Genomic DNA, 15,644 nt, shown 5'->3' with positions numbered 1-15,644 from the left:
TAATTTTTAGCGATCGCTTGTTTTTGACCAGACCTCACAAAATCGCATTGCTCCCTCGCAAACTTACTTAACCTAAATATATACCTTTAGCAGAGGTAAATTCAGAGGCTATGTTCGATATTTAAGTAAGTATTAGGTATCAAGAACAACTGAACTCAGTTTTAACCCCACTTGCGATCGCCTTGTAAATTTGTCATTTGCTTATTCTTACAACAAATCTGGCTTTACAGGATTGATTGCAAATGCCCCTAGATAAAGTATCAAAAGTTTTCTGTTTTTACTTATATAAGCTCCTTTGCCTCATTTCAACTCTTTTGAAATGAGGCATTTTCTAGGTTGCTATACACTCACAGGTAATTTTGTCATCGGGAATAGAGGCAAAATATTAGTACTGCAATGTATTTTCCTTCACCTAGTATATTGACTTATGCTTCATCTTTGTTTTGCTAGCGATCGCAGATGAAGTGTTTATACCATGTCCGCATAATTAGTTATGATTCCCACAGTCATTGCACCCCACCCCTTAATCCCCTCCCCGCTTGCGGCTATCCATTACCCGGATCTTTCTTAACATTCGTGAGAGTATTCACTCAGGCTTTTATAACCCTTATTGGTTCGTTGTTTATTCTCAATAAAAACGCAGTTTTAGCGAGAATATTAAAAGCGAATTTGTCAAGTATGCCTAACTATTCAGTGTCTAAGACGGCTATAGAGCATAGGTTTCAAGATTGTAAAGAAAGATGTGACTAATGGATAGCCGCTTGCGGGGAGGGGAGACAAAGCGTAGCTTTGGCGGGGGTGGGGTTCTTCGGGTTTAATAAGCAATCAAGCGGACATGATATTACTCGTTTGATTTATTTGTCAAAATCTAAAATAGATGGTTTTGAAGCTATTGATATAGAAAAATCATCTGATATTATATTTAGTCCTAGTAAAGGCAAATGGAAAAGCTTAAATCCTATCTCTAAACTTGAATGTGGCATTGATACTACAAAAATCAAGACTCTTAAAAAAGTGTTTATTCTCTAATCTTATCCACCAATTACAGGAATCACGGATACTACTTTCTCAGCTTCATCTACTGTTATTTGCGCCAACCCAAACTGTTCAATAACTGCTGCATTTGTCGTCAAATGTCTACTCACTTCAGCTACTCGATACTGACTTTCTTGTGAAGCTAAAGCAGCTGGCAATAATAACTGATCTGCTAAATGTTCATCCACCGGTGCGCCGGTGTGATGAAACTCAAGTAGTTGCTGACAAGCAATCTCTGCAACTGTTTCTGCCGACAACCGCAAACGCCCAAATCCGCCAAAGCCAGTTAAGCTATTCTGATACTCAGCAGTGAGAAAAATACCCGCCCCAGGTGCCACACCTCTTTCTCGCAAAGTCTGTACAGTAACCTTTAAATGGGCTTCCCGTAACAAATTCTCCGCACGATTCGCCATCCGTTGCGGAATATGGGAAGGCAATTCCGTCACCACTGCTAGTCCCCGCACCTGTTGTAAATCGCCGCGTTCCAACAAGTCGATCCCACCGAGTTTACCACCGCCATTTACCTGTAACTCTACCTCTCCCCCGCCTTGGGGATACCACCCCCAAGCGCCTAACTTGACTTGGGCTTCTACACCCATGCGTTGCAGTATGGGCAGATAAACTTGCTCAATGTACGTCGCTGTCGGGCTAAAGTTCACATGAGTTCCACCCTTTAGCGTCACCAGAGAATTGCCAGATGCTAGTGCCAAAGGTAAGAGAATTGTTTGAAGAACCAGAGCGATCGCACCCGCAGAACCACCTTGTTGTGCTTTACTAACATCAAAGGTATAAATTCCAGCTTGCACACCACTACCTGGGATGAATTCCAGCAGCATTGAACCCAAAGCATCACCTCGTAGTTGGGCATTACAAATTCTCGCCGCCGCCCGAACTGCTGTTAAGTGTTGTGCTGCTAATCCTGGCTTTTTGCGTCCAGCGCGAATGCCTGTAATTCGTATGGGTTCGCCGGTAATGGCGGCTAGACTTAAGGAAGTGCGAAGAACTTGTCCGCCTCCCTCTCCGTAGGAACCGTCAATTTCAATCATGGGCGATTATTGGAATGTTGGATTTTGGGTTATCCCCACGGCTCTTAAAATCAAACCACAAATTATAAACGCCCAGCAACTAGCTTTTTGAAGGTAGGTTACACAAATATACAGAGAAATTTCTGATATGTGTTTCTGTAGTTTGCTAATTTTGAGTTTGGAATTGAAGAACCTTGCTTTTACCGGGGTTCATCAACCCATAAGGATCGACTATTTCTTTAAATTTTAACTGTTCAGGATCAATAACTTTTCTGCCGCCGTCTTCAATAATATACGTATGAGGATTGGCAATACTCACACCCTGTTCTTCGTGATAGCGGATAATTTCATTGAGGCGTTCTTCTGTGGTGTAGCGCACAAGTTGCAATGCACCAGGAACTACGACACCATTCACCCGAAAAAATTCTAAATGCATCATTACCTCATCACCGAAGTAATTATACATCTGCTCTACTAGTTGCAAACTGCTATCTTTAGGAAAGAGACTTTGTAAGTATGTAATATCACTATCTACACTCCGGGCAAGTAAGGTAGTATGGTTCCAGCTAAATTCTGCTAAATGTGTACCTTTGGCTGCTTCCTCCGCTGTTTTTTTATATGTAATCTGTCCGCCGTATTGCTGCACCAAAGCCGGTAAGAATTCCAAACTCGGTTCAGAAATTATCAAAAATACTGAGTGAGTTCCTTCAGGAATATACTCTTGTACTGCGTGAAAATATTGGGAAATTGGGGATGCAAAGACAGAAATCAACTTCTTAATCATGCCATCAGCATTGCCAATTGCCTGACCAAACTTTGCTGCTGTCATAAAGTCGTCAAAGGTGACAATGACTTCTGCCCAAGGATAAGCTGGCCCTAAAGGAATTTCGACTTCAGTGATGATGCCATTAATTCCCCAAGCATGATTCACCTTCTGGACATCATCGCCGCGTAATGCGATCGCACGGGGTTCATCTTCTACAGTTATCACTCGCAATGCTAAGATATTACCGCGATCGCCTAGTAACCCATATTGGATCGAGCCAATACCCCCACTTCCCCCAGCAATAAATCCGCCAATTGTCGCTGTGCGGTACGTAGAGGGAGCCATACGGATTTCCCAGCCGATTTCTCGTGTTTTTTTATCCAAAGCTGCCAACTTCACCCCAGCTTCTACCCGCGCCACCCCCGGTTTTACCCAAAGAATCTCTTGCAACCGCGTCATATCTAAAATTACACCACCGTGCAACGGTACACATTGCCCATAATTCCCAGTTCCCGCACCTCGCACAGTTACAGGTATACGATGTTTTGCACAGGCGGCTGCAACTTTTAAAACCTCTGCTTCATTCGCGGGACGCACTACGATATCCCCAACTTTTCCCTCTAGTTTCGACACTAACACAGGGCTAAAAGTGTGATAATCCTGGGATAATTTTGCGACTTGGGTAAAATCGGTAATAATTTCTATGCCTTCTAGAGAATTAATCAGAGCATCTAATTTTGTCGTCATATATATCTATCCTTCTTTTTTAACGCAGAGGAACGCAAAGAATTCACTCCTCTGCGAACCTTTGCGCTTCCCTCAGCGCCCCTTTGCGTTTTAAAATCTTAACTCTCATCTTTCACAGAACTTTCATGCCACTTACTCAATAAGTCAGATAGCGCACTCAAGCAGACAAAAATCAATGCTTGGTTTCCTGTGTCTGTGCGTCGATAATTACACTCCAGTCATCGTTTTTCACAGCAGCTTCAAGTTGACGCTGACGTTCGGCTTCACTCGCATCTATTGTTTCTAACTCTTTAGAAAGAGTTGTATCAGCCATTGCTTTCCGTAGTTTTAGCTTTTTCTCCTCGTAGGCTTGAAGTTGAGCTTCTGACATTACCGCCTTAGTCGCTTCACCTACCGTACTAGCCCACATTTCGCTTTCAGTTGCATTACCAGGTGGCGTACTTTCGAGTTCTGCTATCCACGCATCTCGCAAATCTTCCATTTCTTGACGTTTGGGAAACTTGAATGCTTGCACGCGTACAAAAGCACACTTTTGCTCGCCATTTTGGCGAAGATGGCCGTTTAGGGAAAGCAACACATTTCGAGAATAGCCAATGTACTGCGTGCGACGTTCTACATCTAATACTGCATAAACCCCGGCAATTTTAGCGTTCTGAGCAGCTACACTCCAAGCCTCAAACTCAATGATTTCAGTACCATTGTTTGCCAGTTCAGGAGTTATACTCACCTCAATGGCGGTGTGTTCGTTGTCAGAACTATACAAAAAATCATGCAGTCCACGGTGGTTTATGGGGACATTTTGATGTTCAATTGGCGGATTGTGCTGAGTTTCCATTGCAGTTTCTCCGAGTTATTAATTAGCGATGTCTACGACGAACTTCTTTACGAGAGGCTACGCCAATGCTTACACAAGCAAATAATGCCCTTAAAATATTGAAGCTTAAATCTACTCACATCTCCAAATTCTTGTTTTGACAAAGCAAAAACAACTATTAAACTTCTTATGAATCAATTGATACCTAAAAATTGGATGTTCATCAAACAGCGGCTTACCCCTTATTTATTTTTATTACCCGCCTTAGTTCTTTTAGGATTAACTGTCTTTTGGCCTGCATTGCAAGCGTTTTACCTCAGTTTTACCAGCTATGAAGACATTGCCCAGCCGCCACAATGGATAGGTTTAGCCAACTTTCTCAAGCTTTGGAAGGATGCAGTTTTTTGGAAAACCTTGGAAAACACTTTTTTATATCTTGTAGGTGTAGTACCAATTTTAGTAATTGCTCCCTTAGTACTGGCAATTTTGGTAAATCAGAAACTGCGGGGAATGAATTGGTTTAGAGCAGCGTACTACACTCCAGTGGTAATTTCAATGGTGGTTGCGGGAATAGCTTGGAAATGGCTGTATGCAGAAAACGGATTACTCAATCAGTTATTTAAAGCTTTAGGTCTTTTTCCAGAAGGTATTCCTTGGCTAACTAGCCCAGCAAAAATTTTTGGAATTGTACCAATCTCTCTTGCTAGCGTCATGGCTGTCACCGTATGGAAAGGATTAGGCTACTATATGGTGATTTATTTAGCGGGGTTGCAATCAATTCCTGCTGATGTGTACGAAGCCGCAGCCATTGATGGCTCTGATGGTATTAGCAAACATTGGGATATTACCATACCTTTAATGAAGCCATATCTAGCACTAGTGGCGGTAATTTCGGCTATTTCTGCGACCAAAGTCTTTGAAGAAGTCTACATTATGACTCAAGGAGGCCCACTCAGTAGCTCGAAAACGATTGTTTATTATTTATATGAGCAAGCCTTCAATAACTTGGAAATTAGCTATGCTTGCACAATTGGGCTAGTGCTATTTTTAATAATTTTAGGTTTGTCAGTTTTGCGATTAGCTATTAATCAGCAAGGTGATGATATCACAATTTAATAAATTTAGAAAAATCATTTTCCGTCAGCCCCGATAATCTGAAAATATTCAAATATCGAGAGTGCATGAAAACAGACACGATTTTTTACACCTTATTCCAAACTCTTCCAGGTGTATTATTTGAACTTTTGGAAAAATCGCAAGCTTTAGCATTACACTACCAATTTACCTCAGTAGAAATCAAAGAACTAGCACGTCGTATCGATGGCTTATTCTTACCCAAACCTGACTACCCAGAAGACACAATCTATTTTGTTGAGGTACAGTTTCAGCGCGATGATGATATTTACTGGCGAATAATTACAGAAGCTTTCCTCTATATCAATCAATATAAACCTCAACGTCGCTGGCAAGCAGTATTACTTTTTGCTCAACGTAATCTCGATCCAGGTATACCATTCATTTATCAAACATCATTAGCTCCACAGCAAATTCGTACAATTTATTTAGACGAGTTAGATGATGTACCATCATCTTCGATTGGGCTAGGCATAATTAAGTTAGTAGTTGCAGCCGAAGATCGAGCAGTACAGCAAGCGAAAAACTTGATAAAACAAGTACAACAAACGGATGAAGCTAACCGTAGTAATCTTTTAGAATTAGTAGAGAGAATGCTTATCTACAAATTTGTAAACAAAAGTCAGCAGGAGTTAGAAGCGATGTTTGGATTAACCGATTGGAGACAAACCAAATTTTACCAGGAAGTAAAGGAAGAAACAAAGCAGGAAGTAAAAGAAGAAGTTCGCAAAGAAACAAAGCTCGATACTATACCCCGTCTACTTAAGTTGGGTTTAAGTATAGAGCAAATTGCTGAAGCATTAGAATTAGATGTTAAACAAGTACAACAAGCTATTGAGAAGCAAGGAGAAGAGGGAACAGGAAGTAATTCGTAATTGAAGATATTTCTTTAAAACCGCTTTTGATATTCTACTACAGCACGACTGTCATCAGTTAAGTTAGTGGAGGCACGCACGCGAAATTCATTGTTTATCCGGTAATTAATACCCCATTGGAAGGGGTCATTTGTTGTCAAAATTTTGATACTGGAAACAGATATTTTGGAAGAAATGTCAACCCCAGCCTCTGCTGCTAATTCTAAAGTTGAATTGCTTCTTCCTGCTTCGGGATTCTCAGATATAACGGTAGGAAATATCCGCAGTTCACTTAAGCCAAAGGTACTCCCAATCTGGTTAAAAGCTGACTGAAAATTGTTAAACACAGCCGAACCTGCGATGTTAATCAGACCTAAAGTACTGTCTGCACGTCCTTGGGTGTCTACAAATCCACCTCCTAAAAGAGCAACAATTTCGGTTTGACTACGTGATGGACTACTTGTTAATTCTATATTTTCATTCAGTTTGCTAGCTAAACCGTTAATAGTGGCTTCGACTCGAACACTCTCTAATGCTGATAAACCTGTAGAATTTACGCGGCTGAAGTCATTGCTTTGAGTTACATCCAATACTTTGGCAAATAGCCGAATATCTAAGTTGGGGTCGCGGGGTTGAGAAGGACTAAAGGTTGCAGTGTGTTTATAGCCACGAGCAAGGTTAAATTGGGTAGTAAATAAATTTACCCCTCCTTTTTCTAACTGAATAGTGCCATCAGGTATCGGCTGATTGATTAAGCCGTTAACTATGAGATTACCAGTGGCGCGGAAGTTGAGAATAGGGTCACGGGTAATTTGGACGTTTTTACCTAATTCCAAATCTAAATTATTAAATCTGGCGTTAGTATTTCCTGTTCCATTTCCAATTTCAGATTTGCTCTGCTTATTATCTTTTGTAGGTTTTGTAGGTGATACGCCAATACTACCGTTTGCAGATGTCGCAGCGTCGGTAGATTCTGCCAGCAATACCTTTCCATCAAATAAATTTACTCTACCGCCAATTATGGGATTAAGGGCAGAACCAGTAATCTGCAAATTGCCACTAGCGCCTCCCTGATAAAGTCCCTTAAGATTCAACGCTAACTGATCGAGATTAACAGTCAATGGATTTTTGATAGTTACGTTCTCATTGTTGAAGATGGGAATTTCACCAGCAGCTTCTACCTTTCCACGGCTAAATCTACCTTGAAGATTTTCTACTAAGATGCTGTCAAAATTAAACAGCACTCTACCTGTGACGCGTCTCAACTTACCTGGCAAAGCCTGGGCTGAAAAAGTCGCATTATTGACAGTAGCAATTCCATTTACTTCGGGTTTTTGCAGTGTTCCCCGCACCTTCAGGTCTACTTCTCCTTCACCTTTTTCAAATAACACTTGATTAGTTAATGCGTTTAACAGCCCCAATCCCTCGTTTTCCAGCTTCATATCCAAACTGATTTGATCGCTGTCTGGTGCGACTGAAGCAAAAGGTAATTTATAAGGGATACTTCCAGTAATATCAACAGGTTTTGGCCCAGCAACTGCTACAGTACTACCAAAGTTTAAGCGTCCATTGGCATAGCTGAAACTTGCTGTTGCTGACTCTATTTTGCTCTGATTTAGTATTCCTTCTGTAATTTGCAATTCCCCTCTAGCTTGAGGATTAGCAATACTGCCGGCTAAAGCTGCTGTACCGTTAAGATTACCTGTGATTCCAACTGGTAGTTTAACAACATTATTCAATAGTTGTACTGGAAAATTATTCACCCGTAGCTGACCAGATTGTTCATCACCGCCAACGTTACCCGTAAACGCAATCAGTCTGTTTTGAGATTCGATTCGTAATGGTCGCAAACTTAAAACACCGTTCTCAAAGTTGCCTTCGGCAATCACTTTTTCGGCAGTATAAAAACGATTTCGTTCTTCCTTTTTACCCCAGGCAAAGTCTTGCCCATTCAAATTAAAATCCACTGATAATCCATTGGCTGTTGCTGTATTTACAGCCACTTCTCCATTGAAAGTCCCTTTTAAGTCTGCCAAATCTGGTATTGGAGTTGAATTAAGTCGCTGTTCTTCCTGTTCTGCCACCAAAGCTTCAATTTCAGAAAACCGTTGGATTTGGGTTAATAAGGGTTCATTTGGCGTTCCTTGGGGATTGGTAGTCAGATCCGCTGCTGTGCCGTAGATTTCTGGCGAACCACCAGGCAAATTTTGTAGATCAAATACCTTTGCTACAGCCAGAACATCTTGGATCTCACCCTGCTTGACGTTCAATTTACCTTGTAGTTGAGGGCCTTTAGGGCTTTGAGCCACAGTACCAACAAGGGCGTAGCTACTTTTTCCTTTGACAAATTCGCTACTAGTGAGTGTAGCTTTACCGTCACCGTAGCGGAATTGAGCAGCTATTCGATCGCCTTTAACCCGGCCAATTTGCGGATTTGCGATCGCTAAATTTCCCGTTGTTGCCAATGTCTGCTGATTAAACAGTAAATCCCCAGTTAACAATCCAGCTATCTTACCAGCACCCAATCGAGTAATTGGTGGCGGAGTCAAATTCAATATTTGTAAGGGGAAATTGGCAAGTTTCAGCGTCCAATCATTTCCTTGAACATTACCTGTGGCTGATGCTTGCTGCCATTTTACTAAGAAAGATTTCGGGCGATTATTGGCATCTAAATTGAAAGATAAGCGATCGCTATTACCTGCCAAGTTTAAACTCAAACCGCGTCCCTGTACTGAATCGATGTTTCCAGTTAACAACGGCTCAAAAGCAATATCTTGAACAACCAAGTCTCGTAAATTAATTTGCCCTACTACATTTGGCAAGGGCGGTTTCCCAGTGATTTGACCATTAAAATCTACTCTTCCCGCCACAGCAACTTGATTGGGAAGATTGATTGGTAACTGTTTTAAGTTGTAATTCTGGGCTTGGACGTTGAGATTTAGGGCAGTAATTTCCGGTATACCTGCTTGCTTTGCATTGGCTAATATGTTACCAGTAACACTTAAACCGGGAGCAGTTGCTCGTTCAATAGTCAGCCTTTCACCACTCCAAGCGATCGCAGCCGTCAAGGGTTGCTCTAGACCAGGGATACCTTGGGATAATTGCACCTGTCCAGCAGCACGCACATCAGCTAATTTGGACGATCCTAGTGTGCCGGCTAATTGCAACTGACCGCCAAACTGCCCCCGCAATTGCTGATTTAACCGATTTAATTCCACACCAGCAGCATCAACTACAGCTTGATAGCGACCATTACCCACTTGGATATTAGAGGCTGTAATATTTCCACCTGCAACATCCAGGCGTCCCTGACCACTGGCTTGGATAGTTTGTGGTTGGAAGGATTCAACAGAACCCGCCACGTTTGCTTCACCAGTTAACGTCCCTCGAAACTGTGGTGGTACTGCTGCTAATTGCTGTAACGGTACATTAGTTGCCTGAACTTGCGCCTGGTATACACCATTACCCACCTGGATATTAGAGGCTGTAATAGTTCCACCCGCAACATTTACTCGCGCCTGACCCATCGCTTGAATAGTTTGCGGTTGGAACGATTCAACAGAACCCGCTACGTTTACTTGACCAGTTAACGTCCCTCTAAATTGCGGTGGTACTGCTGCCAACTGCCGCACAGGTACATTAGTTGCTTGAACTTGCGCCTGGTATAAACCATTACCAACCTGGATATTAGAAGCTGTAATAGTTCCACCCGCAACATTTATCCGCGCCTGACCGTTGGCTTGAATAGTTTGCGGTTTAAAAGACTCAACAGAACCCGCTACGTTGAACTGACCATTTAATGCGCCTTGAAATTGCTTTGGTACTTTTGCCAACTTCTGAACAGGCACATTTTTAGCCTGAACTTGCGCCTGATAAACACCATTACCAACTTGGATATTAGAGGCTGTAACCGTACCTCTGCCAATAGCAAGACGACCCTCACCACTCCCACGGAAGGTTTTTAGGCTGAAATCATCTCTGCTACCTGCGATTTGGAACGTTCCCGCCAAAGGATTATCTAAAGCTGGGGGAGACTGTTTCAAGATTTGTCCCAACCGCACACCATTAGCTACAAGTTGAGCCGAGAAGCTTTGGTCTTGCAGTTGGATATTAGAAACTGCAACTGTGCCGCCACCAATTTGAACTCCTGCACCATCACTGCGAATTGTGGCAATTTCAAACGGTGCTGTACTGCCTGAGAGGAGGAGACGACCATTGAACTGTGCCCCAGCCAAGGAGACATTTTGCAGTTGATTCTTGTCTACAAAGGGTTCTAATTTTACCCCAGAGGAAACAGCCACAGCTTGCCAACGCTCATTGGCATAACTACCAGTTGCCCGGACTGTCCCACCACTGACATTCAGAGCCACATTGCGGAAAGAGACGGTGCGATTTGAAGCGATCGCAACCTCGCCCGTTCCGGGGTAAGTTCCATTGGGAGCTTGAAACTGTACCACAGTTTGGACATTGGTAGGAGCGCCAGTTAGTTGAGCTGTACCAGAGACATTACCGATTTGAAAGGTAGGTATTGTTTCGTAGACTTTGGCGATCGCATCTCCTGGAACATTCTTGGCAGCGAAATTTAAATCCAGTCGCGGACTCTTACCAAGTTGAATTGTACCAGCGCCCGTAATCTCACCACCAATTTTAGCTTTACCTTGAATATCTTTTAGGGTAATTAAAGAAGAACTAGTAACAAGCTCAAACTTACTACTGATGCTATTAAAATCAACTTTGTCAATTCTGGCAGTTTGAATCGTGGCAACTGAGCCGGAGAGAATTGGCTCTTTAGTCGATCCGGTAATTTGCAAAGAAGCTTGTACTTGTCCAGCGATCGGTACAGGTAATTTTACCTTAAGAGTCTCTTGGGCATTCGCCAAACTCACCGCATTTACACGCGCTGCCAACTTCAAGCCTGCTTGAGTGTCGACGATTCCCGTAGCCACTAAAGGAATTTTGCCGTAGTTGCTAGTCACATTATTTAACTGTAACTCCGTTCCTTGGAAGTGCAGGTTTCCTTGGCTATTGCTCAACAGTTGCGGGACTTTGGGTATTTGCAGCGTTACCCCTTGCACAGTAGCGTTGCCAAACAATAAAGTTTGCTGTCCTGGTGTCAACCGAACTAACAAGTCGCCATTGGCTCGACCCGCCTGTAAGTTCACTGGTAACTTAATCAACCGAGTAATATTCTCAGCCAAAAAATCTTGTGCTTGCACCTGGAAAGTCCCTGCTAGCACCTTAGAACGTGTCTCTCCCTGAATGGAAATATTGCCACCACTGTCTGCTTGACCCCCAACTTCAAACCGGATCAACTGGTTATTTGCTAAAAGTTGAGCAGATCCATTGAGTTGAGAAAATAGCACTGGCAATTGCTGAGTATTGTTAGCGGTAGCAGAGCGTTTATTTAGTACTGAGTTAACTGAGTTAGAAGTTGGGTATTCTTCCTTGCTCTCCTGCCCCTCTGCCCCTCTGCCCCCCTGCTCCTCTGCCCCCCTGCTCCCCTGCCCCTCTGCCCCCTCATCCGGCATCAAGGCCAGCTTGGCATTACGAAACCGCAGGTAGTCCAAATCGGTTTTAATTGCACTGCTTCCACCTGACGACGTGATGGTAGTGGAAACCCAACGCCCTTGGTCATCCTGGTCAATGTAAATATCTGGATTGACTAAGGTTACATCTAGCTTTAAATGGCGATTAAAAATTAGTTGTAGCAGATCGAAACCCACCTCTACAGATTCGACTGTAGCCCGGTCTGGATCTGTGGGCGTGGCTGGGATAGCTGAAGCCCCAAACTGCACTCCCGTCAACGAAAATTGTGTAACTCTTCCCAGGTTTACCGGACGGTTGAGTGTAGTAGTGAGACTTTGTTGTGCTAACGGCGTTAACTCTGTTTGGACAAAAGTCCACAACCGCCAAATACCAACGATAACTCCTAACAGCAAAAGTCCGCCCAAGGTAATGCTACCCCGGCTCAACACCAGCAACCACAAACGTTTGCGGATAGGGGAGGGGGAATGAATATCTTGATTGGTAGATTTAGTCATTTGCTTTCACTGTATTAATTGCCGGATGTCGCTGGCACACACAAGCATTAACTGGCACATTGGTTCAGTATGCCATTTCCAGGATACGCCAACTAAACCCAAGACCCCATTGGTTGAGTTACGGTATTTTCTCGATCCAATACTTATGCTTAATAATATTGGCGTTTTCAGGAAAATCTGAATAGAGTGAAAATTATTCCTGTGACTTTCCTTGAGGCACAATCTCGAACTTTAATATGAATAAACCTTAAAAAGGACAGATGATTACACCAATGGATGTAATGGTACTCATCAGGTATTCTAGTATTTAAGCAGTTATTCAAGAACTGAAACAATAAAAATTACTAGAAAATTACTAGATGTACTCAAAAAGTCCAAATACCAAGGGTTATAACCGATTAGCTGACGTAAACGTAGGAGTTGACAAAGGTTCTCTCCGCCTCCAGTTCAGTACTAGGGTGAGTCAGGAGTTCTACGGTAAACGTCAAGCTTATAAAGGGTTAGGCAGAAGTGATACCCCAGAAAACAAACAATGGGCTGATAGCATAGCTAGGCGGATACAAGCTGATATCGACCATCCAGACGGAGGATTATTTGACCCTACCCTGGCTAAGTACCTGGATATCAAGCCGATGCTAGCTACAGTTACTCAGTTACCGACCGCGAGAGCATTACCTACATTAGGAGAATTGTGGAGTAAATATATCGCTTGGAAGCTACAAACACAACAAATTGCTGAGTCAACACATAGGACACTATACCAAACTACTTACACTACATTGCTAACACCTTTTCTAGATCAAGAGTTTGGAGAAGAAACAGCAAGTTTAATTATTAATACATTGAATGCAAAAAAAACTGGTAAGCATTTAATAAAAACTTTGTACGGTGCTTTGTCTTCTCTTTCCTTATGGGCAATTAATAATAACTTAGGAATAAACCGAGATTATTTTAACGAAATTAAAGAATCTTATCGACTGCCTAAAAAATTACAACAGTTACAAGAAGAAGATTACAAGGCTTATACATTGGAAGAGAGAGATATAATTATCAATGCATTTTATGAATCAAATAAAAAACACGAGAGAGAAGTTGCGAATTTAATTGAATTCTTATTTCTTACTGGATGTAGGCACGGCGAAGCATTCGCACTTAGATGGAAAGATATTAAATTTGATTCAGGATGGATAATTTTTGGTGAAAGTTATTCTTATTCATTAAAGAGAAGTAAAACCACTAAAACGGAAGTAATTAGATGGTTTAAAATGAAAGGCATGAATAGATTAATTAATCTATTAAAAACTTTGAAGGAAAAAACAGAAAATGATAATGAATTAGTTTTTAGTAACAAAGGCAAATACTATGACTCACCTAAGATTAGAGTAGCTTGGAACCATAATAACCGTGTAAATGAGGACGGAAAGGCTTATAGTTATCCTGGGGTTGTTAGTAGACTTGCTACTCAAGGATTAATACACAGTTATCTTAAACCCTACTCTACTAGACATACTTTTATTAGTATTCAAGCTAATAACGGTGCTGACTTGGGTTTATTAGCTGACAGTTGCGGCAACAGTGTGGACACTCTTATTAAGCATTATCTACAACCGGATAAGGAAAGAGTACTGAAAGACATCTAAGTAAATAGAGAAGTGTAGTTGAAATTACTCCAATTATAATTCCCTAATTAAGAAGAGATTTAACTATGAAATTATTCTATTTTTATAAATAGACTGTGAGCAAGAATGTCGTCAAATATCTATTTGACGACATACAAGTAAAACAGGCACAGAGTAAATATTAAAAGCGTATTACACAGTTGAAAAGATATCTTCAAGTAGAGTCTTGATTATTTTTCAATTCAGTAAATATATGTTGTTGCCTATTATAACCCCAAAAAGTCAATCCTAACAGTGGTGTTGATATAACACTCAATCCCGAAATTATATCTATAAAGAAATTAGAAGAATGCTGTTTATTTGGACTATTAGAACCATGTATAAAAAATGAAATTAACAATACGCCTAAAGAAGAATAAAAAAGACCTGCGCTTGTCTTTTTATTATCTTCTATCATTTTTAGTTGATTATTACGCCACTCTAAATCAATTTCAACTGTTACATAAGTTGTATAAATTTCTTTATGTTCCTGTGTTCGTTCACAACGATATTCATCAAATCCATCAAAATATATATTTTTACTCTTCCTTTCAATTTGACGTATTACAAAACGGTCGTAACTGTTATCTAGTTTTTCTACTGACCCTACTATTAAAGACATCTTAGTTTCTGGTTTGAATTTTTTCAGCACAGTTTTATCAGATAGTTGGTAAACTCTTAAGTCAGACATAAAAACTCTATTAAATTATAACTAGTAACTTCTTATTTGATTGCTAATTAAATAACTCTAAAAATCCTTTAATAACTGCTGTGGCGTTTTCATGGCATTGTTCTGCTAAAAACCATAGAGGTTGGTTACAAATTTTGATTTCTCGTGACATAAAAAGCATTCCTTTAGAGAACTATATACATAATTCCCAGAAATAGATAAATAATTGCTATTGTTAAAAAAATAATCTAAAAATTCTTATTAAGTTTTATTGCTAATATTTTAATCTTTTCAGAGAAAAATTACTTTGATTTAACTCAATTAAGGTAAAAAATAACATCATGTCAACTCCTGAAGAATTTGCTAGAAGAGAAAGGTTGATTGATAAATGTAAAGTTCTAGTGAACGATGATAAATATGAAATATCTAGTTGTGGAGAACACGTAAATCATGAAAAACAGACAATAGAATGGCAGGTACAACGAAAAGGGATAACAGAAAATTTTTCAATTGAAGAATTTGAGGTCTACATAAAAAATCTAGAAAAAGAAATCGACCCCTAACTTTTTTGTAAGTCATCAAGCAAGATTGTCCCCTTCCCCATACAGGGTCTACAGAAGTGCGATGAAAATCAATCGGCACGGATGCGCTAAGGTTCTCACATAGTGAGAGATACAGCTATAAATTTAAGGCTAGAGTCAATTTTCAAACTCTAGCCTTAAATTTGTTATATATATTGCTTTTCAGCTATCTGTGTAGTTTAGACAGAATCTTAGAAATAAAGCTCTAATTACTATTGCCTTCCTTTCTTTTCATCCAGTGCTTTTTGAATAGCTTCTCTACAAAATTCAGGAGGATTGTCTTGTTGCTGTACTTCCTCTTTCATGGATTTTGTCATGC

9 protein-coding genes are annotated in these 15,644 nt (G+C 40.8%); 4 read left to right on the top strand and 5 right to left on the bottom strand.

Annotated elements, in window-relative coordinates; genetic code table 11:
* Positions 1–1,031: 1,031 nt before the first annotated feature.
* The 3 genes from rtcA to ACM0OX_RS32345 all read right to left on the bottom strand — a co-directional run bounded on the left by rtcA (position 1,032) and on the right by ACM0OX_RS32345 (position 4,408).
* Positions 1,032–2,081 (bottom strand): RNA 3'-terminal phosphate cyclase, encoded by a 1,050-nt coding sequence (gene rtcA, locus ACM0OX_RS32355; RefSeq protein WP_414519055.1) that lies wholly within the window; start codon positions 2,079–2,081, stop codon positions 1,032–1,034.
* 145 nt (positions 2,082–2,226) lie between these two features.
* Positions 2,227–3,573, bottom strand: coding sequence for an FAD-binding oxidoreductase (locus ACM0OX_RS32350; RefSeq protein ID WP_414519054.1), 1,347 nt, complete (start codon positions 3,571–3,573; stop codon positions 2,227–2,229).
* Positions 3,574–3,745: 172 nt separating this feature from the next.
* Positions 3,746–4,408 carry a GIY-YIG nuclease family protein gene (locus ACM0OX_RS32345; protein WP_414519053.1) on the bottom strand — a complete coding sequence of 221 codons (663 nt, stop codon included), beginning with the start codon at positions 4,406–4,408 and terminating at the stop codon, positions 3,746–3,748.
* Between the two features lie 168 nt (positions 4,409–4,576).
* Between ACM0OX_RS32345 and ACM0OX_RS32340 the strand changes: the two genes are divergently transcribed.
* Positions 4,577–5,503 carry a carbohydrate ABC transporter permease gene (locus ACM0OX_RS32340; RefSeq protein ID WP_414519052.1) on the top strand — a complete coding sequence of 309 codons (927 nt, stop codon included), beginning with the start codon at positions 4,577–4,579 and terminating at the stop codon, positions 5,501–5,503.
* 65 nt (positions 5,504–5,568) lie between these two features.
* Positions 5,569–6,396 (top strand): Rpn family recombination-promoting nuclease/putative transposase, encoded by an 828-nt coding sequence (locus ACM0OX_RS32335; protein ID WP_414519051.1) that lies wholly within the window; start codon positions 5,569–5,571, stop codon positions 6,394–6,396.
* A gap of 14 nt (positions 6,397–6,410) precedes the next feature.
* On the opposite strand, the gene ACM0OX_RS32330 is transcribed toward ACM0OX_RS32335, so the two are convergent.
* Positions 6,411–12,416: a translocation/assembly module TamB domain-containing protein gene (locus ACM0OX_RS32330; protein ID WP_414519050.1), complete on the bottom strand. Its 6,006-nt coding sequence runs from the start codon at positions 12,414–12,416 to the stop codon at positions 6,411–6,413.
* 458 nt (positions 12,417–12,874) lie between these two features.
* Between ACM0OX_RS32330 and ACM0OX_RS32325 the strand changes: the two genes are divergently transcribed.
* Positions 12,875–14,056, top strand: coding sequence for a tyrosine-type recombinase/integrase (locus ACM0OX_RS32325; RefSeq protein ID WP_414519049.1), 1,182 nt, complete (start codon positions 12,875–12,877; stop codon positions 14,054–14,056).
* A 193-nt stretch (positions 14,057–14,249) separates the two neighbouring features.
* Here the strand turns inward: ACM0OX_RS32325 and ACM0OX_RS32320 are convergent, their stop codons facing one another.
* A complete protein-coding gene (locus ACM0OX_RS32320; protein WP_414519048.1) occupies positions 14,250–14,765 on the bottom strand; it encodes a hypothetical protein in 516 nt (171 codons plus the stop codon).
* A 320-nt stretch (positions 14,766–15,085) separates the two neighbouring features.
* Between ACM0OX_RS32320 and ACM0OX_RS32315 the strand changes: the two genes are divergently transcribed.
* Positions 15,086–15,307, top strand: coding sequence for a hypothetical protein (locus ACM0OX_RS32315; protein WP_118164473.1), 222 nt, complete (start codon positions 15,086–15,088; stop codon positions 15,305–15,307).
* Positions 15,308–15,644: the final 337 nt, after the last annotated feature.

The organism is Nostoc sp. PCC 9305 (assembly GCF_963920915.1).
GTDB lineage: Bacteria > Cyanobacteriota > Cyanobacteriia > Cyanobacteriales > Nostocaceae > Nostoc.
This window is presented reverse-complemented; position numbering and strand designations above follow the sequence as displayed.

Bases quoted from the DNA above. Each gene is read 5' to 3' on its own strand.
- ACM0OX_RS32315 (WP_118164473.1), top strand. From the start codon at position 15,086: ATGTCAACTCCTGAAGAATTTGCTAGAAGAGAAAGGTTGATTGATAAA.
- ACM0OX_RS32330 (WP_414519050.1), bottom strand. From the start codon at position 12,416: ATGACTAAATCTACCAATCAAGATATTCATTCCCCCTCCCCTATCCGC.
- ACM0OX_RS32345 (WP_414519053.1), bottom strand. From the start codon at position 4,408: ATGGAAACTCAGCACAATCCGCCAATTGAACATCAAAATGTCCCCATA.
- rtcA (WP_414519055.1), bottom strand. From the start codon at position 2,081: ATGATTGAAATTGACGGTTCCTACGGAGAGGGAGGCGGACAAGTTCTT.
- ACM0OX_RS32335 (WP_414519051.1), top strand. From the start codon at position 5,569: ATGAAAACAGACACGATTTTTTACACCTTATTCCAAACTCTTCCAGGT.
- ACM0OX_RS32350 (WP_414519054.1), bottom strand. From the start codon at position 3,573: ATGACGACAAAATTAGATGCTCTGATTAATTCTCTAGAAGGCATAGAA.
- ACM0OX_RS32320 (WP_414519048.1), bottom strand. From the start codon at position 14,765: ATGTCTGACTTAAGAGTTTACCAACTATCTGATAAAACTGTGCTGAAA.
- ACM0OX_RS32340 (WP_414519052.1), top strand. From the start codon at position 4,577: ATGAATCAATTGATACCTAAAAATTGGATGTTCATCAAACAGCGGCTT.